The organism is Streptomyces sp. NPDC033136 (assembly GCF_055578235.1).
On the sequence record NZ_JBVIPD010000008.1, the window covers coordinates 303,812 to 322,017 of the forward strand.

Genomic DNA, 18,206 nt, shown 5'->3' on the forward strand with positions numbered 1-18,206 from the left:
ACGATGACCTCCCTCGAGGCAACCCGGGAACTCCTGAGCGAGTTCCCGGTCGTCGACGGGCACAACGACCTGCCCTGGGCGCTGCGCGCGCAGGTCCGCTACGACCTCGACGCCCGGGACATCGGCGCCGACCAGAGCGCCCACCTGCACACCGACATCCCCCGGCTGCGCGCGGGCGGCGTCGGTGCCCAGTACTGGTCGGTGTACGTCCGCACGGACTCGCCCGACCCGGTCGCGGCCACGCTCGAACAGATCGACTGCGTACGGCAGTTGCTGACCCGCCACCCCGAGGACCTCCGGCCCGCGCTGACGGCCGCCGACATGGAGGCCGCACGCCGGGAGGGCCGGATCGCCTCCCTCATGGGCGCCGAGGGCGGCCACTCCATCGCCAACTCCCTGGGCACCCTGCGCGGCCTGTACGGGCTGGGCGTGCGCTACCTCACGCTCACCCACAACGACAACGTGGACTGGGCGGACTCCGCCACCGACGAACCGAAGGCCGGCGGCCTCACCGCCTTCGGCCGCGAGGTCGTACGGGAGATGAACCGGCTCGGCATGCTCGCCGACCTCTCCCACGTGGCGGCGACCACCATGCGCGACGCGCTCGACACCAGCACCGCCCCGGTGATCTTCTCGCACTCCTCCGCCCGGTCCGTCTGCGACCACCCGCGCAACATCCCGGACGACGTCCTGGAGCGGCTGCCCGCCAACGGCGGCATCGCGATGGTGACGTTCGTGCCGAAGTTCGTGCTCCAGGCGGCGGTCGACTGGACCGCCGCGGCCGACGAGAACATGCGCGCCCACGGCTTCCACCCCCTCGACACCACCGCGGAGGCCATGAAGATCCACCGCGCCTTCGAGGAGCGGCACCCGCGCCCGGTCGCCACCGTGTCCACGGTCGCCGACCACCTGGACCACATGCGCGAGGCGGCCGGCGTCGACCACCTCGGCATCGGCGGCGACTACGACGGCACGGCCTTCACCCCCGAGGGCCTCGACGACGTCTCCGGCTACCCGAACCTGATCACCGAACTGCTCGACCGCGGCTGGTCGAAGGCCGACCTGGCCAAGCTGACCTGGAAGAACGCGGTCCGGGTGCTGGACGCGGCGGAGGACGTGGCCCGGGGCCTTCAGGCGACGCGGTCGCCGTCCAACGCCATGATCGAGTCGCTGGATCCGGCCGCGGGCTGAGCATCGAGGGCGGGGGAGTCGGTGTGGCCGGCCGCCCCGCCCACGTACCTGAAGTACCGGTCGCGCATCGCGTTGAGCGGCGCCCCGAGCCGCAGGCGTGCCACCAGGTCGGGGCTGGTGAGGAAGGGCCGGCCGAGCGCGACCAGGTCGGCCCCGGCGGCCGGCAGGGCCTCGGACGCCTGGAGCACACCGTCCGTCGAGATCGCTTTCAGCACCGGGTTGGCGACGAGCACATCGGCCGGCCGCCGCCACGCCCAAGCTCGTCGCCGACCTCACCGCCGAGCGCGCCCGCATTGACCGGATCCCCAGCATCGCCCGCATGATCGCCGACCTGGTGCGCTCCCGCGACATCCCTGGACGAGGTGATCGAGGCGGCCCGGCCGCCCTGAGAGCGCGCGCCCGCGAGGGTGTACTCCGAACGCCCTTCCCACCAGGAACCGCCCACCGCTCCGTGCGACGGTGACCGTACCTCACGAACGACCGTACGGGAGTCGCCATGGCAGATCTCCAGGACGACCTGCGCTCCACCGCCGCGGCCGGCGAGGTCGACGGCCTGACCGACCCGTACCCCGAGGAGACCGTCGTCACGGCGGAGGCCTACGAGCCCGTCTCCGACCCGGACGACGCGCCCATGACCCGGGCCCACGCCATCCTCGCCGCGCACCCCGTCGCCGACGGCTACAACGGCCTGCCCTGGGCGCTCAAGAGGCTGTCCTGGTACGACCTGGAGGAGGGCGAGAGCACCGTCGACACGGACGTGCCCCGGCTGCGCGGCGGCCATGTGGGCGCGCTGTTCTGGTCGTTGCACCTGCCCGAGGGCCTCGACGGCGACCGGGCCGTCGGCGCCACCCTGGAGCAGCTGGACCTGGCGAGGACCGTCGCCCGGACCTGCGGCGAGGGACTGCGGCTGGCCGGTACGGCCGGGCAGGTCGCGGACGCGCGCAACTGCGGCCGGGTCGCCGTGCTCCTCGGCCCCGCCGGAGCCCCGGCCCTGGGCGACTCCCTCGGCATCCTGCGCCAGCTGCACCTGCTGGGCCTGCGCGTCCTGACCCTGACCGGGGTGTCCTGGGCGAGCGAGGCCGGGCTGACCCGGTTCGGCGAGGAGGTCGTGCGCGAGATGAACCGGCTCGGCGTGGTCGCGGACCTCTCCGGTACGTCCGCGCAGACCATCCGCCGCGTGCTGTCCCTCTCCCGCACGCCCGTGCTGTGCACCCGCTCCGCCGCCCGGGCCATCCGCCCCCACCCGGTCAACCTCCCCGACGACCTGCTGGCGGAACTGGGCGCGGCCAAGGGGCTGTGCCTGGTGCCGCTGACGGCCGAGCAGACCGGCCCCACCGTCCGCGACGTCGCCGACCACCTCGACCACATCCGGGCCGTGGCCGGAGCCCAGAGTGTCGGCCTGTCGGGCACGTACGACACCGGCTCCGCGCACCCGCAGGAACTCGGCGACACCTCCTGCTACCCGAGGCTGGTGGCCGAGCTGCTGCGACGTGGTTGGGAGGAGGCCGACGTGGCCCTGCTGACCTGGGGCAACGTCCAGCGCATCCTGCGCGGCGCCGACTTCACGGCCCGCGCGGCACAGCAGCGGCGCGAGCCGTCGACAGCGACGATCTCGGAGCTGGACGGGTGAGGTGACGCGCCGGGCGGCACGCGGGCCCGGCCGGCGTGCCGCCCGGCGCCTCGGATGGGCGCGCGCCCTCGCACGGCCGGCGCCGGCGCTTCCAACGGTTCGGCCGGGCCCGCCGCGTCGGCCGTCGGCCCGTACCACGCCCGCCGGGTCCGCCGGATCAGGAACGGAAACGTGCCACGGCGGACATGGGGCCTCCCGGTGTCAGCAGGCGCAGAGGCAGAACGGGTGCCCGGCCGGGTCGGCGTAAACCCTGAAGCTCCGCTTGCGGTCCTCGGCGTCCAGCGGCTTCGCGCCGAGCGCCAGCACGCCCTTCTCGGCCGCGTCCAGGTCCTCCACGTCCAGGTCGAGGTGGAACTGCTGCGAGTGCTCGGGCGCGGGCCACCGCGGCGGTACGTAACCCGGAGCCGCCTGGAACGCCAGCGCCGGTCCGCCCGGCACCTTCAGGTCGACCCACGTGTCCTCGCCGTCGGTCTCCACCGTCGGTGTGCCGCCGAGCACCTCGGCGTAGAAGCCCGCCAGTGCCCGTGGGTCCGGACAGTCCAGGACGACGACACCCAGCTTGGCGAGAGCCATGACTTCCTCCTTGAAGTGGCTGTTACCCGTGGTCGTTACCCACGGAGTGCGTTACCTACATGATGCGTGTAACCGGTAACCGTTACTGCATGCTTCCGCATTGGAGGTAACCTCGCAAGGGAAACCGCGAGAGGCCGCGAGAGGTACGGTCCAGCCATGACGGAGAGATCGCCCGCGCCAGGCGGCCTGGCCCTGATCGAGGCCCTGGTGAACACACTGGACATCGAGTCCGGCGCGGACGCGCTGGACACGCCTGAGGGCCGGGCGCGTCTCGGGATCACCCTCGAGGAGACGGACCGGGTTCGCGCCCTGCGCGAATCCCTGCGCGCGACCCTCCTCGCCCACGCCGGCCATCCGCCGCACCGCGAGGTGTCCGCGCTCGGCGACCTCCTGGCCGCCGCCCCCCTGGTCGTCACGGTCGACGCGGCGGACGGCTCGGCCGCCCTGACCCCCGCCGGCGACCACTCCCTCCACGCCCGCGTGGCCGCCGCCGTCGCCGAGTCCCTGATCGCCGGCACCTGGACCCGCCTCAAGGCCTGCGAAGCCCCCGACTGCCACTGGGCCTACTACGACCGCAGCCCGGCCGGCCGCGGCCGCTGGTGCTCGATGCAGGTGTGCGGAGCCAGGGCGAAGATGCGCCGGTACCGGGCCAAGGAGGCGTAGGGCACCCCGAGCCCCGGCCCGGTGGTGCAGAATGCACGAAGACGCCGGTTCGGCCGACTGAGCCTCGGCCGAACCGGCGTCACCTGTCGCGTACGTCTTGCGCTCAGGCCTTGGGGCGCCCCATCGCCCGGTACGTCCAGCCCGCCTTGCGCCAGCGCTCCGGGTCGAGGGCGTTGCGGCCGTCGAGGATGACCCGGGCCGCCGCGACCTCGCCGAGCGCCTCCTCGTCCAGCTCGCGGAACTCCCGCCACTCCGTCAGATGCAGCACGATGTCGGCACCCCGCACGGCGTCCAGCGCCGAGTCGGCGTAGCCGAGGGTCGGGAAGACGCGGCGGGCGTTGTCCATGCCCTTGGGGTCGTAGACCGTGACCTGGCCGCCCTGGAGGTGGATCTGCCCGGCGACGTTCAGCGCGGGGGAGTCCCGTACGTCGTCCGAGTCCGGCTTGAAGGTCGCGCCCAGCACCGCCACCCGCTTGCCCAGGAACGGCCCGCCGCCCAGCGCCTGCCGGGTCAGCTCCACCATCTGCCCGCGCTGGCGCATGTTGATGGAGTCGATCTCCCGCAGGAAGGTCAGCGCCTGGTCCGCGCCCAGCTCACCCGCGCGCGCCATGAACGCCCGGATGTCCTTCGGCAGACAGCCGCCGCCGAAGCCGATCCCGGCCCGCAGGAACTTCTTGCCGATCCGGTCGTCGTAGCCGATCGCCTCGGCGAGCTTGGCGACGTCACCGCCGGCGGCCTCGCACACCTCCGCCATGGCGTTGATGAAGGAGATCTTCGTCGCGAGGAAGGAGTTCGCGGAGGTCTTCACCAGCTCGGACGTCGGGAAGTCGGTCACCACGAACGGCGAGCCCTCGGAGATCGGCGTCGCGTACACCTCCCGCAGCAGCTTCTCGGCGCGCTCGCTGCGCACCCCCACCACGATCCGGTCGGGGTGCAGCGTGTCGTCGACCGCGAAGCCCTCGCGCAGGAACTCCGGGTTCCAGGCCAGCTCGGCGTCCTCCCCGGCCGGCGCGTGCGCGGCCAGGTACGTGGCGAGACGGTCCGCGGAGCCCACCGGCACGGTCGACTTGCCCACGACCAGGGCCGGACCGTGCAGATGCGGGGCGAGCGAGGCGATCGCGGAGTCGACGTACGACATGTCGCAGGCGTACTCACCGTGCCGCTGCGGGGTGTTCACGCAGACGAAGTGCACGTCGCCGAAGGCGCCGACCTCGGCCCAGTCCTGGGTGAAGCGCAGCCGCCCGCTGGTGCCCTCGAAACCGGCGACGTGCCTGCGCAGCAGCTCGTCGAGCCCCGGCTCGTACATCGGGGCCTCGCCCCGCTCCAGCTTCTCGATCTTCTCGGGCACGACGTCGAGAGCGAGCACCTCGAAGCCCAGTTCGGCCATGGCCGCCGCGTGTGTCGCGCCGAGATAACCGGTGCCGATCACGGTGATCTTCAAGGCCATGGGTGCTCCAGAGGTCTACGGCATGCGGTGCGCGCCCGAGCATAGCCGGGGCATGGCAGCGCCCTTCACCGGGCAACTTTCCGCTGTCGCCTAGCTCACGTATCCACGCGCGTGGCGACCCCATAAACTTTTGATTACTTAACGGTAGTTAGCGTCACCATCGCAGCGTTTTGGAGCGTGAGAGACCTTGGCCGGATCGGCTGACTTCGACCTGTACCGCCCGTCCGAGGAGCACGACATGCTCCGTGACGCCGTCCGCTCCCTGGCCGAGGCGAAGATCGCGCCGTACGCCGCCGCGGTGGACGAGGAAGCCCGCTTCCCGCAGGAGGCGCTCGAGGCGCTGGTCGCAAGCGACCTGCACGCCGTGCACGTACCCGAGGAGTACGGCGGGTCGGGCGCCGACGCGCTCGCCACCGTCATAGTGATCGAGGAGGTCGCGCGCGCCTGCGCCTCGTCCTCCCTCATCCCCGCGGTGAACAAGCTGGGCTCGCTCCCGGTGATCCTCTCCGGCTCCGAGGAGCTGAAGAAGAAGTACATGGCCGCGCTCGCCAAGGGCGACGGCATGTTCTCCTACTGCCTGTCCGAGCCGGACGCCGGCTCCGACGCCGCCGGCATGAAGACGAAGGCCGTCCGCGACGGCGACCACTACGTCCTCAACGGCGTGAAGCGCTGGATCACCAACGCCGGCGAGTCCGAGTACTACACGGTGATGGCGGTCACCGACCCGGCCAAGCGCTCCAAGGGCATCTCCGCCTTCGTCGTCGAGAAGTCCGACGAGGGCGTCTCCTTCGGCGCTCCCGAGAAGAAGCTCGGCATCAAGGGCTCCCCGACCCGCGAGGTCTACCTCGACAACGTCCGCATCCCCGCCGACCGCATGATCGGCGACGAGGGCACCGGCTTCGCCACGGCGATGAAGACCCTCGACCACACCCGCATCACCATCGCCGCCCAGGCCCTCGGCATCGCCCAGGGCGCCCTCGACTACGCCAAGGGCTACGTCCAGGAGCGCAAGCAGTTCGGCAAGCCGATCGCCGACTTCCAGGGCATCCAGTTCATGCTCGCCGACATGGCCATGAAGATCTCGGCCGCCCGCGCCCTGACCTACCAGGCCGCCGCCGCCTCCCAGCGCGTCGACGCCGACCTCACCTACCTGGGCGCCGCCGCCAAGTGCTTCGCCTCGGACGTGGCGATGGAGGTCACGACGGACGCGGTCCAGCTCCTCGGCGGGTACGGCTACACCCGCGACTACCCGGTGGAGCGCATGATGCGCGACGCCAAGATCACGCAGATCTACGAGGGCACGAACCAGGTGCAGCGCATCGTGATGGCCAGGAACCTTCCATAAGACTCATGAAGATCTCGGGGTTCTGGCCCCGCCGCGTGGGCGGCGGGGCCAGACTCTTGTGTGGGAGACCTGCTGGGAGTTGATCCCGGTCGGGAGTATGTCCGCGATCCCGGCCGAGCACCGGGAGACGCTGTTCCCGCCGGAGAGGTCAAGCGGCGCGGGCGCCGCAGGGCCTCCCTCACTTGTGCTGGTGTGGGGGAGGCCGCGTGGGGGAGTGCTCAGCTGATGGTCTGGTAGCCGGTCCAGCCATCGCTGATCTTGCTCATGGCTCCGGCTCCGTTGCTGCCCAGCTTGGTGTAGGCCCACAGGGCGTTGTCGCTGCGGGTGAACCATGCGGTGAAGTACCGGCCGCAGGTCCACCTACGGTCTACGGGAGCGGGTGATGAAGAAGGTGAAGAACTTCACCGCCGTCACGCAAAAGGGCAATGAATTCTACAGCAAGGTCCGCTATTTCGGACTGGCCGCATCTATTGCGATGTCCGGGGTGGGGGTATTTATCGCAACAAGTCAGGGAAACTCAGGTGAACCGCTACTCAACAGGTCAATCGTGGGCGGGCTAATCAGTACTGCGACCACATGGCTGGCTTGGGTATTGACTGTTCGCCCCCGCGTGACGCTATCGAGTGACTCGGTTAAGGTGCGAAATTGGATTACTGAGACTGTGGTTCCTTATTGCTGCATTGCCAGGGTGCGGACGAATGGTGGGCTGGTATTTGAACTCAAAGACGGATCCGAACTCAGAGGATGCGTGGTCGGTAATTCACTCATCGGGCAGTTCGGAGGCTACCCGTCAGCTAAGCGGATCAGGCGCGTAATTCAGCCTTTCCTGAGCTCTGAAGAGTCGCTCGAAGGCGAGAGGATGCAGGAAAAATTTTCTCTCTCGCTGCAAGTTCCACTGATAATTATGGTGCTGCATGCATTGTGTTATGGAATTCTGAAGTACATCCTTCATGTGTCATGACCTCGATCGGCGTGGTCGAGTTGTCTGGAGGATGGCTGGCTGAGCGGGTGGCGGGGTGTGGTGGGGGAAGTCGCCATCCAGGAGGAGCCACGCGAGGCCCATCTCGGCGACGAGAGAAGTGATCACCACTCCACCTCGCCGCCGGCCCCTCTTCCGGTGGGCGAAGACGGGTGGCAGCGACTCTCCACCCGTCGCTGCCACCCACCAATGGAAAGTAGGTGGCATGAGACGTTACAGGCGTATCACTTCTGGCACCGTTCTTTGGAGAAGGTCTTTTTGTTTGGCGTCATGGATCATGCCGTTCGCGTATGCGGGTGTGGCATCGTACGCCGCAGTCGATGGGATCTCCGGACCGGATCCTATCGCGCTGCGCGGAGCGGCCATGATTCTCGTCGTGGGAGCCGTCACTTATATGTTCGCAAGATCACGTGTGCATGTGACGTCTACAGGGATCACGGTCGTTAACTGCCTGTTTTGGCATGAAGTGCCTTATGGTCAACTTCATAAAGTGGAAGGAGGGCTCGGGCGCGGGTTGGCGATTTACATCCGAGGAGTCCCCGAGGAAGATTCCGAGATTCACTCAATCGGCTTCGCTGGGTCAATCGTCGACCGGCATTTCCGCACAGCAGAGAAATCTGCAAAAGAAATAAATAGGGCCAAGAAAAAAGCACGCAGCGCCTATGCGTCTGATTCTGCTGTGGTACGCGGCATCGTGCGTGATCCGGTTTTCGAACTTTTGGCTCTCGTGGCCTTGGCGTCTGTCGTTGGCTCGATGTTCGTCGGTGACTGAGTGCCCGGGGGGTGCCTCAATGTCTTTCGTCAAGCCGCCCAGGTTCGGTTTGGGATGGTTTGGCTTGTGGGGGGCATGCATCATCTATTGTGCGGATGGAATTGGGCTCGTAGGGGTGTACGCCCCCACGAGCACGAGCAAGAAGAACGGACGTCAGCCTGATGAAATACGGACGGGCCGCTGGTGGACGCGTACTTCGCCGCCGGTCCTTCAGGGTGCTGGCTGTGCTGGTCCTGATTTTGTTCGGGGGAGGAGCTCTTTTCCCCGCTTCCGCTGCAATCTCCAGCGGTGAGGCAGGCCCAATGTTCGGGGCAGCGGTCTGCCTTGGCGTCGGATCCATGGCATATCGAACAATGCGCAGCAGGATCCATCTTACCGACGCCTCACTCATTGTCGTGAATCCCATCTTCAGTTACGAATTTCCTTATTTCGCGATCCAGAAAATTGAGACCAATCCATCCGGTAGTCTGATCATTTTCCCCAAGGATTACACTCCAAATGATGAGGGGGAAGGGTATCTCGCTGTGGGATATTCCGGCTCGCTGCTCGACCGCATCTTCAAGGCTTCGGAAAGGGCGGCTCGAGAGTTGAAGAAAGCCCAGAAGAAGGGGCGGCGCATGGAAGGAGCAGACGGCCCTGTGCGGCGTCGTATTGTAGCGGATGCTGTAGCCGAATTCATGGTGCTGGCAGCCGGTGGCTGCATGCTGGCATACGCGGCATTGCGTTGACGAGGAGACGGCTAGGTCTCTCGGTATGCTGGCAAAAGTAATGACGGATACCAAAATTGACGTTGTACTTAAACGTCCCGGCATGTTGATACTTGCCTGGGTGCTCCTCGCTGGTCTGGGAATCGTCCTCCCTATTGCGATATCCTCGGTAACAATGGCGCATGGGCTCCGGCAAGGATGGCAAGGAATACCATCTTTCGAACCTGCAAATCCCGGAAAACGCGACCCGTGACGTCGAAGTCGACAACAACGGGAATCTCAGAATCTATCTGCACAAAGAGCTGAGACTGCGCATCCTGGGCAGGATTTCGAACGTCTACGTGACCGCATTCGCCGGGTCTCTAATGGAATCATTTCAGGGGCACGAGCGGCAAAACAAAGCAGACCATCCGCGAGTGGCTCTCACTCGCCCGGACTCCAGACGGAGAACAGGCGGCCGTGCAGGTGTCCTGGACGTGGCGCAGGTACGCTGACGCAGCCTTGATTCTCTTCGCGCTAACAATAGGTGCGGGTGCACTTTGGATGGCGTTCACTGCACACTGAGAGTGTGGGACCAGGTCGCCCCCCAACCTGCGGCTTTCCCGTGATCATAGAGTATCGATTCAGCCGTGGTGGTGATGGGTCGGCAGATAGAAACGTGCAGGAACGGATCGATGATCATGGAGTGTTGAATTCGCTGACACCCGGCGGCGTCCCTGGCTTGAGGGATCCTAATCGTGGAGCTCGGGGTTGCAGGGAACAGTGGCTGTAGAATCCGTGCATGCCTGACACTTGGATTGCCTTCGATGTCGCTGCCCGGCGCAAGAACTGGTGGTGGACCGGGTATTTGACGGCGATTTTCGGCGGATTGGAAGTCGCGGTGGCACTTACTGCGACGGGTGAAAAGTTCTGGTGGGTATTTTCTGTTGCCGTGTGCTGGCTGCTCTCGGTCGTCTATATGGTTAACCGAGGGTACGGTCGAAGTCTCCTTACGTCGGATCGGATCGCATTCCGCACTTTCTTCAGCCGCCGGTCGATTCCGTGGGTCGAGATTGTCGATATTGAGAAGCGGCGTCATCAGGCGCGAAGTGGAGAGTGCTGGGACTTGCGCATCGTTCGCTCGCACGGGCGGCCGCTTGCGATACCTGGCGCATTTGCCACCCGGAGGCATGACAGCGCTTTTGAAGGAAAATTCAATCTGATTCGTGAGTATTGGACTCGCTCTGCCCGTGTGTCGACAGCCGCTCTCGCCTACGGTGGCACGCGTGCTGCCTTGGCCGACTACCGGCGGCGTGCATGGCGCCTGCTGGGCGTGGGGCTTGGCCTTGTGGCGGGCGTCGCGGTGGCCGGAGTGAGCGGGGAAACGGTGAGTGGCGAGTGGTCCGGCACGGTGGCCGTGTGGGCGGGGGGAGGCGGCCTGGGCATCGCGGTCATCGGAGTCGGCTCCGTCCGTATCGCCGCGCGTATGGGGAACACCCTGTCGGGCGGGCCATGGATCGCCTGCTCCGCTATCGCACTGCCGGTGGGAACGGGAGCACCTCGCCTCGTGCTGCGCGTACCCGGCAGCAGCGACTTCCTGGCACTGACCGTGGTCGCCGTTCGGCAGCGCTACCACCTCGTTGTGCCGGGGGGCTCCGGGGTGCTCTGGTGGTGTGGGGATCCCCGCCGGGGTGGAGTCGTCGCACAGCCGAGTGGGGAGATCCTGGCGTGGGTGCGGCCGACTCGTAGAGGGCGCCGACGAGAAGGCGACGTGCGAAGAGCCGTGTCCTTGGGGCTGTTGAAGTGGGCTGCGCCCCGGCAGCCGCAGGCGAACTCGCCGGCGAGGGAAGCGATCGCCACTCCACCTCGCCGCCGACCGCTCTTCCGGTGGGTCGGGCTCCTTGCCGCCTTGGTCATGGGCCTGGGGATCGCCGGATCCATGGCGGCGGAGCGGGATCCCCAGGTGGACCTGACGGTCGTCGAGGAAGGCGCGCAGGGGAACTGCTCCGTGACCTGGCGCGATCCATGGAGTGGTGCGGAGCGCCATGGGCCGTTCCGATGTGATCCCGGCAGGGACCCGATCCTGAGCGACTGGGAGACGGGATTCGTCGTCTCGTACGGGCCTTGGAAGGGCGATCTGTACAACGCGGATCTGGAGGGCACGCCCGCCAACGCAGTCAACGACGGGTTGCTTCTCGTCGGGCTTCTGGGCCTGGCCGGTTCCGGGATCGGGGGCGGTATTCGTATCGCCCGACGTGTGACTGAGCGGCGTGCCACCTGGCGCGGGAGCGAGTCCGGGAATGCGGCAGGAGGCAACGTCCCGCGTGTGGAGCTGACCAAGGACAGTGCGGTTGACGCGCGGGAACTCACAGATCTCTCGTACGCGGCGTGGGCGGAGCTGGCGCGTCGTAGGGCTTGGCCGCCGTCGGAGTCCACCAGGCGGCGTGAAGCCGACGTGCGTTCCCTGCCCTGGTGGCGGGTGCGGACCTTGTGGCGGATATCCCATCTGGGCGGGGTGTTCACGGGAGCGGGCGGAGGTCTCGCAGCGTTCCTCTGGTGGCGGTTCGGAGGTGAGGCGGATGTCGGTCTGCTCTTTGTCATGGTGGCCGGATGCGTAGCGATGGTCGCGTCGGGCTGGCGAGCCAAGTCCTATGGGCTCGCCACCGTTCGCAGACTTGTGCGGGCGGCCCGGGCCCCCGTCCCCGTACTGAGGCCGTACGTTCTTGTGCACGACCCCCACGACGGAATGCCTGTGCTGGTCCTGTTCCCTGGCCATGCAGGACCGGATGCCCTGCCTGACGCCGTGCTCACCGTCCTCCCTCCCGGCCCGGCCAAGCGACCGTGGCAGGGGCTGCCCGACCCGGTCGGCACGGCCGACCTGCGGGGCTGGCTCGACGAGGAGCCTACGGTCGTACCGTGGATCGAAGGGCAGTCGCTGTGGCCACTTCAGGGGTTGCGGGAGGTCCGCACTGAAAGCGCAGAGGACCGGAGCTATCTCTGCCGACTCGTGGGTGACTCCTAGTTCAAGCGTCCCGACTCCACGCGGTCGAGAGGAACTCCCTCCAGGCGGTGGCCCGGAGGGTGAGGTGAGAGCCGTCCGGGTTCTTGGAGTCGCGGATGTGGACGGTGGTCGAGGTGGTGGCTATCTCGAGGCAGTTGGCGGCTTCGGCGCTGTATGTGGACTTCTGCCAGGTGAGTTCAGGCATGGCGGGTTTCCTCAGAGTTCTGTGGTGATGCGATGGATGAGGTCACGGGACTCGGATTCGGAAAGGGCACATGACTCCATCCGGTCCAGTACGGAGTGGTAACGGTTCAACTGAGCCTCTGCGTCAAGGAATTCACAACCGTGGTCGGTGTCCAGGACGACGGTGTCGAGCTGTGGGACATCGCCGGTCGCGTACGTGATGGGCTGACCTGAGGTGGGGAAGCCTGTCTGGCCGAAGGGCAGCACCAGCAGCGTGATGGTGGGCTGCTCGCTCGCCTCCAGCAGGTAGCGGAGCTGGGCACGGGCAATATCCGGGCCGCCGAAGCCCATACGCAGTGCCGCCTCGTGCACGATGGCCCGGTAGGGGGTCGGGGCGTCCTCGAACAGGATGGCCTGGCGCTTCACGCGGTACGAGACGCGGTGCTCGATCTCGTACGGACGTAGAGGCGGAACGGCTTCCCGCATGGTGGCGCGGGCGTGCTCCGAGGTTTGCAGCAGCCCCGGCATGTGAACGGTGACTGCTACGCGCATCGCCGTTGCGTGGTGTTCGAGTTCCGCCAGGTCGAGGAGGCCCGAGGGGAGGTTGTCTCGATACTCCTCCCACCAGCCCCGCCTGCGGGTGCCGGTCATACCGGCCAGGGCATCCACGTATGCATCGTCGGCACAGCTGTAGTTGCGTGCCAGCGTTCGCACGCGATCGGCGCTTACGGCGTACCGTCCGGCCTCGATGTTGCTGATTCGGGCCTGCGGGGCGCCCAGCAGCGCGGCGGCCGCGGTCGACGTCAGTCCCGCGCGCTCGCGGAGTTTGCGTAGCTCGGCGCCAAGGCGCTGCTGCCGCAAGGTCGTGGTGGAGGCGGGCGGCATGTCGAGTCGTCTCTCCCCTGCATGCGGGTGGGCGGCGTCACCCACACGGATGATCGCTGGTAGATCTTCGCAGATTCGATGGAATACCTTCCAGTCCCTGCGTTACGTTGCTCGTGCATTCACTCAACTCCCCCGCCCATAAGCCGGAAGCGCACCACCCCAGGCACTGCCACCGCCAGGCGCGGCCGTTGAGCGAGTTCGCAACCCCTTCCACGCGACACTTCCGGAGGTCCCCATGCGCACCGTATCCCCGTCGGACACCTGGGTGTACGCCCTCCGGCTGCCCCACGACCCCCGCGCGGCACGGGTCGCACGCATGACCGTACGTTCGGTGCTCGACAGCCACGGCAGACCCGAAGTGCTCGACGCCGTCGAGCTGTTGACCTCCGAGCTGGTGACGAATGCCTACCGGCACACGGACGGCCCCGCGTCCCTCCGCCTGACCGCGCTGGCCGGCGGGCGTCTGCGGGTCGGTGTCTGGGACAGTCATCCGGGCATCCCCGCGCCCTTCGGCCAGCCGCCCTGGGACCGGGTTCCGGCTGCTCCGACGGAGTCGGACGGCGGGCGCGGCCTGCGCCTGGTGCAGGAGTACGCCGACCGCTGGGGTGGCTGGCCCCTCGGTGACGGCCTGCTGGACCGCGGGGCCGGGAAGCTGCTGTGGTTCGAAGTGGGCGGGTGAGGCGCCTGGGATCAGCCCTCGGTCCTCGGCCCTCGGATCAGTCCCCGAACCCCTCCGCCGCCCGCTTCTCCCGCAGCTCCATGATCGCCCGGCGGCGGGCCAGGCGGTGGGTGCGGCGGATCTGCGCTTCCTGGTAGCGCCGCTTGTCCTTCTCGGCTTCCGGGAGCACCGGCGGCACCGGGCGCGGCTTGCCGTCGGCGTCCACCGCCGCGAAGACCAGGTACGCCGAGCCGACCTGCGTGGGCGGGGTGGACTCGTTCCAGCGTTCGGCCAGGACGCGGACGCCGACCTCCATGGAGGTGCGGCCGGTCCAGTTGACCTGGGCCTTGACGTGGACAAGGTCACCGACGCGGACCGGCTCCAGGAAGACCATCTCGTCCATGGAGGCGGTGACGGCCGGCCCGCCGGAGTGCCGCCCGGCCACGGCCCCGGCCGCGTCGTCGACCAGCTTCATGATGACCCCGCCGTGCACCGTCCCCAGAAGGTTCGTGTCGTTGTGGGTCATGATGTGGCTGAGGGTGGTGCGGGACGCCGAAGTCGGCTTGCCCGGGATTCCCGTAGTGCCGGAATCCGCAGCTGGGGCCTGGTCTGTCATGGCCCCCACCTTAGGGGCCCTTTCACTACACCCGTCCGGGTCGCGCGGCCTGGCAACGCGGCGATGCACGGCACCAGACCACGCGACCTGATCGGACGCTCATAGTGAAACGACCCCTTATGCCGAGGCGGTATGGGGGGATTTTGTGTCAGCTTCGCCACAGCCGTGCTCTGATTTTCCGACGACTCTTGTATGGCCCACTACGGGGACCTGCACACTGAGCGCATGAACAATTGGCCCGAGGGATGGTCCGACGACAACCGCGGCAACCGCTACGGACACGGAAGCGCGAGCGCACAGCCCGAGAGCGCCCGTGTCATGCGGCAGGTCCGCCGCGGTCCGGCGGCGTCGCCCGGGCAGGCCGGCTACGGAGGCGCCCCGCCGTACAGCAGCGGAGTACCGCAGCAGCCTTCGTACGTCGACGGCGGCGGCTACGGCCCCGGCGACAGCTACGACAGCGGCTACAACACCGGCCAGGTCTACGGTTCCCCCGGCGGCAGAGGCCCCGGCGGTCCGGGCGACGGCATGTACGAGCCGCGTCCCGCGCCGAACTGGCGCCGCCGTATCAAGGTGACGGCCATCATGGTCGCGACGGTGCTGGTCGTGACGAGCGTCGGCACGTACTTCTGGGCCGACTCCAAGCTCAACCGCGACGTCGACCTGTCGAAGGTCATCGACAGACCGGAGGCGGGCGAGGGCACGAACTACCTGATCGTCGGCTCCGACAGCCGCGCGGGCCTTTCGGCCGAGGACAGGAAGAGGCTGCGCACCGGGTCCGCCGAGGGCAAGCGCACCGACTCGATGATGATCCTGCACACCGGAGGCAACGGCCCGACGCTGATCTCCCTGCCGCGTGACTCGAACGTCACGATCCCGTCGTACAAGGGCTCCGACTCCGGCAAGCTCTACCCGGCCGCGGGCCGCCAGGTGAAGCTGAACGCGGCGTACGCGGAGGACGGCCCGGAGCTGCTGGTCCGCACCGTCGAGGCCAACACCGGACTGCACATCGACCACTACGTGGAGATCGGCTTCGGCGGCTTCGCGAACATCGTGGACGCGGTCGGCGGCGTCGAGATGGACATCCCGAAGGACATCAAGGACACCAAGTCGGGCGCGGACCTCAAGAAGGGCAAGCAGACCCTCAACGGCGAGCAGGCCCTCGCCTTCGTCCGCACCCGCTACGCGCTCGAGGGCTCCGACCTGGACCGTACGAAGAACCAGCAGAAGTTCCTGTCGGCCCTGGCCAACCAGGTCGCCACCCCGAGCACGATCCTCAACCCGTTCAGGCTGTACCCGACCATGGGCGCGGGCCTGGACTCCCTGGTGGTCGACGAGGACATGGGCCTGTTCGACCTGGCGTCGATGTTCTGGGCGATGAAGGGCGTCAGCGGCGGCGACGGCAAGTCCATGAACATGCCGATCTCGGGCAGCTCCCCGAACGGCAACCTCCAGTGGGACACCGCGAAGCTGAAGACGCTGGTGAGCCAGCTGAAGAACGACGAGACGGTCACCGTCTCGGGCAACTGAAGCACCGGCACGCGTCGGGGGCACCCACAGGGGGTGCCCCCGACGACTGCTGTGAGGCGGTCCTCACATCGTGGCGGCCGACATCGAGCGGCACATCTCGGCGCAGCGGCGACACGCCTCGGCGCAGCGCATCATCTGCTCGTCGTCCGGCATGGACATACACGCCTCCGCGCACATGTCACAGGCGCGGGCGCACATCGCGCACATCTCGGCCGACAGCGGCGAGCGGCGCATCATCATGTCGGCGCACATGCGCGTCATCTCGGCGCAGTCCATGACCGCGCGCATGATCTGCATCTGGGCGGTGCCGCCCATCTGCAGGCAGGAGCTCATGGTCTCCTCGCACACGCTGTGGCAGGTCATGCACGCCTGGACACAGTCCTGCATCTCCTTGCTCAGCGGGGTCATGGTGGCGGGCTGCTGGGTCATGACTTCCTCCCGGGGGACGGCGGGGGCCGGGGGTCGGACCCCGTGCCCTCCGTCCTACGCCTGTGCGGCCCGGGCCGCCACGGGGCGGAAGGAAGGAATCCGCCATGCGTGCGTCGCGGCCCCTACGAGCACGCCACCTCGTCCCCCCGCACCACCCCGAACTCGCCCTTCCCCGGGTCCTCGGCCCGCACCTTCCGTACGCGTTCGAAGTCCGGGCCCGCGATGACCTTCAGGGTGGCGCCCAGGCCCTTGACCACCCGGAGTTCGCTGCCCGGCAGGGCCGCCGCGAGGGACTTGGCCGAGCGGTCCCAGCGGGGGTCGTAGGCGACGACCGTGCGCTTCACGTCGCGGGCGGGGGCGTTCACCGGGGCCTTGGTGGTGCGGAAGCCGGTCGAGGCCAGGGCCGCGTCCACGCGGCGGCCGAGGCCGGGGGTCCGGGTGCCGTTCTCCACCTGGACGCGGATCTGCTGCGGGGCGACCGTGACGATCCGGGCCGCGTCGCGCGGCCGGTGCACGGACAGCGGTTGGTCCTGGCGCAGGGCGTGGAAGAGCTGCTCCGCCTTGACGGGGTCCCACTTCAGGGTCGAGCCGACGCCCTTCACGGCGTGTCCCATCCGCCCGATCGGGACGGTCGTGAACTCGGAGGAGGAGGGGGAGAAGTTCCGCATGGCCCGCCCCAGGTCCAGCATCTGGTCCGTGCCGAAGCCCTTGTCGGCCCGCACCGAGCCGAGCACCGCCCGCGTCACGTCCCGGAACTTCATCGGGTTGAGGAGCATTCCGGAGGAGGTGATCCGTTCCACGAGCGCGGCCATGAAGCGCTGCTGCCGTTTCATCCGGCCGAGGTCGGACGCCCCGTCGACATGGCGGGCGCGTACGTACTGGAGGGCCTGCCCGCCCGCGAGCGTGTGCCGGCCGGCCGGGAGGTTCAGGCCGGTGTGGCTGTCCTTCAGCGGGACCGGGGTGCAGATCGGTACGCCCCCGACCACGTCGACCGTCCTCATGAAGCTGGTGAAGTCGACCTCCAGGTAGTGGTCGATCTTCACCTTCGTCATGTTCTCGACCGTGCGTACGGTCAGCTGCGGCCCGCCCTCGGCGTACGCCGCGTTCAGTCTGACGGGGTGCTCGCCGTGCCGTTCGCCCGTCGTACGGTCGACGTGCGCGGGCATGACGGCGTAGGAGTCGCGCGGCAGGCTCACCACGCTCGCCCGCTTCCGGTCCTGTGAGATGTGCACGATCATCATGGTGTCGGTGCAGTGGCAGGGGGCGCCGCCGAGCCGGTACTTGCGCCGCTCCTCCTCGCTGATCTTCTCGCGGCCGTCGGTGCCGACCAGCAGGACGTTCATGCCGTGGCCCGCCTGGGGCCGGTTCTTCATGTCCTTGAAGGGGTCGACCCGGGCGATGTCCGCGTCCAGGCTGGTCACCACCGCGTGCCCGATGCCGGCGGAGGCGAGGACCACCACGGAGAAGGTGGTGACCGCCCGCATGCCCCAGCGCGGTCGGCCACGCCGTGCGGGTGGTGCGGGGCGGCGTGGAGCCCGGCGGGGGGCGGGGGGCTGCGGACGGCGCTGGGGAGCGGCGGTGGACCGAGGGGACCGCGGCGGCGTGGGCATGGGGACACCTC

Annotated in this window: 18 protein-coding genes and 1 pseudogene; 11 read left to right on the forward strand and 8 right to left on the reverse strand. The window is 68.0% G+C overall.

Features of this window, described 5'->3' with window-relative positions:
- The first annotated feature begins 3 nt into the window (after positions 1 to 3).
- Entirely contained in the window at positions 4 to 1,191 is a 1,188-nt protein-coding gene (locus ACZ5TL_RS18240) for a dipeptidase (RefSeq protein ID WP_468590848.1), read from the forward strand.
- On the opposite strand, the pseudogene ACZ5TL_RS18245 reads toward ACZ5TL_RS18240, so the two are convergent.
- Positions 1,131 to 1,421: pseudogene (locus ACZ5TL_RS18245) on the reverse strand (alkene reductase); the annotation flags it as partial. The gene ACZ5TL_RS18240 and the pseudogene ACZ5TL_RS18245 sit on opposite strands and share 61 nt — an antisense overlap.
- Positions 1,422 to 1,687: 266 nt before the next feature.
- Here ACZ5TL_RS18245 and ACZ5TL_RS18250 point away from each other — a divergent pair.
- On the forward strand, positions 1,688 to 2,821 hold the full coding sequence (locus tag ACZ5TL_RS18250; protein ID WP_468590850.1) for a dipeptidase: 1,134 nt from the start codon (positions 1,688 to 1,690) through the stop codon (positions 2,819 to 2,821).
- 201 nt (positions 2,822 to 3,022) lie between these two features.
- On the opposite strand, the gene ACZ5TL_RS18255 is transcribed toward ACZ5TL_RS18250, so the two are convergent.
- A complete protein-coding gene (locus ACZ5TL_RS18255; RefSeq protein ID WP_468590851.1) occupies positions 3,023 to 3,394 on the reverse strand; it encodes a VOC family protein in 372 nt (123 codons plus the stop codon).
- A gap of 156 nt (positions 3,395 to 3,550) precedes the next feature.
- Between ACZ5TL_RS18255 and ACZ5TL_RS18260 the strand changes: the two genes are divergently transcribed.
- Positions 3,551 to 4,057, forward strand: coding sequence for a CGNR zinc finger domain-containing protein (locus ACZ5TL_RS18260; RefSeq protein WP_468590852.1), 507 nt, complete (start codon positions 3,551 to 3,553; stop codon positions 4,055 to 4,057).
- Positions 4,058 to 4,160: 103 nt separating this feature from the next.
- On the opposite strand, the gene ACZ5TL_RS18265 is transcribed toward ACZ5TL_RS18260, so the two are convergent.
- Positions 4,161 to 5,504: a UDP-glucose dehydrogenase family protein gene (locus ACZ5TL_RS18265; protein ID WP_468590853.1), complete on the reverse strand. Its 1,344-nt coding sequence runs from the start codon at positions 5,502 to 5,504 to the stop codon at positions 4,161 to 4,163.
- 187 nt (positions 5,505 to 5,691) lie between these two features.
- Between ACZ5TL_RS18265 and ACZ5TL_RS18270 the strand changes: the two genes are divergently transcribed.
- The 6 genes from ACZ5TL_RS18270 to ACZ5TL_RS18295 all read left to right on the forward strand — a co-directional run bounded on the left by ACZ5TL_RS18270 (position 5,692) and on the right by ACZ5TL_RS18295 (position 12,308).
- Positions 5,692 to 6,849, forward strand: a complete 1,158-nt coding sequence (locus ACZ5TL_RS18270) for an acyl-CoA dehydrogenase family protein (protein ID WP_468590854.1) — start codon at positions 5,692 to 5,694, stop codon at positions 6,847 to 6,849.
- A gap of 382 nt (positions 6,850 to 7,231) precedes the next feature.
- Positions 7,232 to 7,810: a PH domain-containing protein gene (locus tag ACZ5TL_RS18275; RefSeq protein ID WP_468590855.1), complete on the forward strand. Its 579-nt coding sequence runs from the start codon at positions 7,232 to 7,234 to the stop codon at positions 7,808 to 7,810.
- Between the two features lie 382 nt (positions 7,811 to 8,192).
- Positions 8,193 to 8,600 (forward strand): hypothetical protein, encoded by a 408-nt coding sequence (locus ACZ5TL_RS18280; protein ID WP_468590857.1) that lies wholly within the window; start codon positions 8,193 to 8,195, stop codon positions 8,598 to 8,600.
- Between the two features lie 395 nt (positions 8,601 to 8,995).
- A complete protein-coding gene (locus tag ACZ5TL_RS18285; RefSeq protein ID WP_468590859.1) occupies positions 8,996 to 9,328 on the forward strand; it encodes a hypothetical protein in 333 nt (110 codons plus the stop codon).
- Between the two features lie 161 nt (positions 9,329 to 9,489).
- Positions 9,490 to 9,801 carry a hypothetical protein gene (locus ACZ5TL_RS18290; protein ID WP_468590861.1) on the forward strand — a complete coding sequence of 104 codons (312 nt, stop codon included), beginning with the start codon at positions 9,490 to 9,492 and terminating at the stop codon, positions 9,799 to 9,801.
- Between the two features lie 287 nt (positions 9,802 to 10,088).
- Positions 10,089 to 12,308, forward strand: coding sequence for a PH domain-containing protein (locus ACZ5TL_RS18295; RefSeq protein ID WP_468590862.1), 2,220 nt, complete (start codon positions 10,089 to 10,091; stop codon positions 12,306 to 12,308).
- Between the two features lies 1 nt (position 12,309).
- On the opposite strand, the gene ACZ5TL_RS18300 is transcribed toward ACZ5TL_RS18295, so the two are convergent.
- Positions 12,310 to 12,492 carry a DUF397 domain-containing protein gene (locus ACZ5TL_RS18300; RefSeq protein WP_468590864.1) on the reverse strand — a complete coding sequence of 61 codons (183 nt, stop codon included), beginning with the start codon at positions 12,490 to 12,492 and terminating at the stop codon, positions 12,310 to 12,312.
- Positions 12,493 to 12,503: 11 nt separating this feature from the next.
- Complete coding sequence (locus tag ACZ5TL_RS18305; protein ID WP_468590865.1) at positions 12,504 to 13,355, reverse strand: helix-turn-helix domain-containing protein; 852 nt, start codon at positions 13,353 to 13,355, stop codon at positions 12,504 to 12,506.
- 235 nt (positions 13,356 to 13,590) lie between these two features.
- Here ACZ5TL_RS18305 and ACZ5TL_RS18310 point away from each other — a divergent pair, with 235 nt between their 5' ends.
- A complete protein-coding gene (locus ACZ5TL_RS18310) occupies positions 13,591 to 14,034 on the forward strand; it encodes an ATP-binding protein (RefSeq protein WP_468590867.1) in 444 nt (147 codons plus the stop codon).
- 37 nt (positions 14,035 to 14,071) lie between these two features.
- Here ACZ5TL_RS18310 and ACZ5TL_RS18315 read toward each other — a convergent pair whose 3' ends face one another.
- Entirely contained in the window at positions 14,072 to 14,629 is a 558-nt protein-coding gene (locus ACZ5TL_RS18315) for an acyl-CoA thioesterase (protein ID WP_468590869.1), read from the reverse strand.
- A 225-nt stretch (positions 14,630 to 14,854) separates the two neighbouring features.
- Between ACZ5TL_RS18315 and ACZ5TL_RS18320 the strand changes: the two genes are divergently transcribed.
- On the forward strand, positions 14,855 to 16,156 hold the full coding sequence (locus ACZ5TL_RS18320) for an LCP family protein (protein ID WP_468590870.1): 1,302 nt from the start codon (positions 14,855 to 14,857) through the stop codon (positions 16,154 to 16,156).
- A gap of 63 nt (positions 16,157 to 16,219) precedes the next feature.
- Here the strand turns inward: ACZ5TL_RS18320 and ACZ5TL_RS18325 are convergent, their stop codons facing one another.
- Complete coding sequence (locus ACZ5TL_RS18325) at positions 16,220 to 16,585, reverse strand: four-helix bundle copper-binding protein (RefSeq protein ID WP_468590872.1); 366 nt, start codon at positions 16,583 to 16,585, stop codon at positions 16,220 to 16,222.
- 122 nt (positions 16,586 to 16,707) lie between these two features.
- Positions 16,708 to 18,195 carry an LCP family protein gene (locus tag ACZ5TL_RS18330; protein ID WP_468590874.1) on the reverse strand — a complete coding sequence of 496 codons (1,488 nt, stop codon included), beginning with the start codon at positions 18,193 to 18,195 and terminating at the stop codon, positions 16,708 to 16,710.
- Between the last annotated feature and the right edge of the window lie 11 nt (positions 18,196 to 18,206).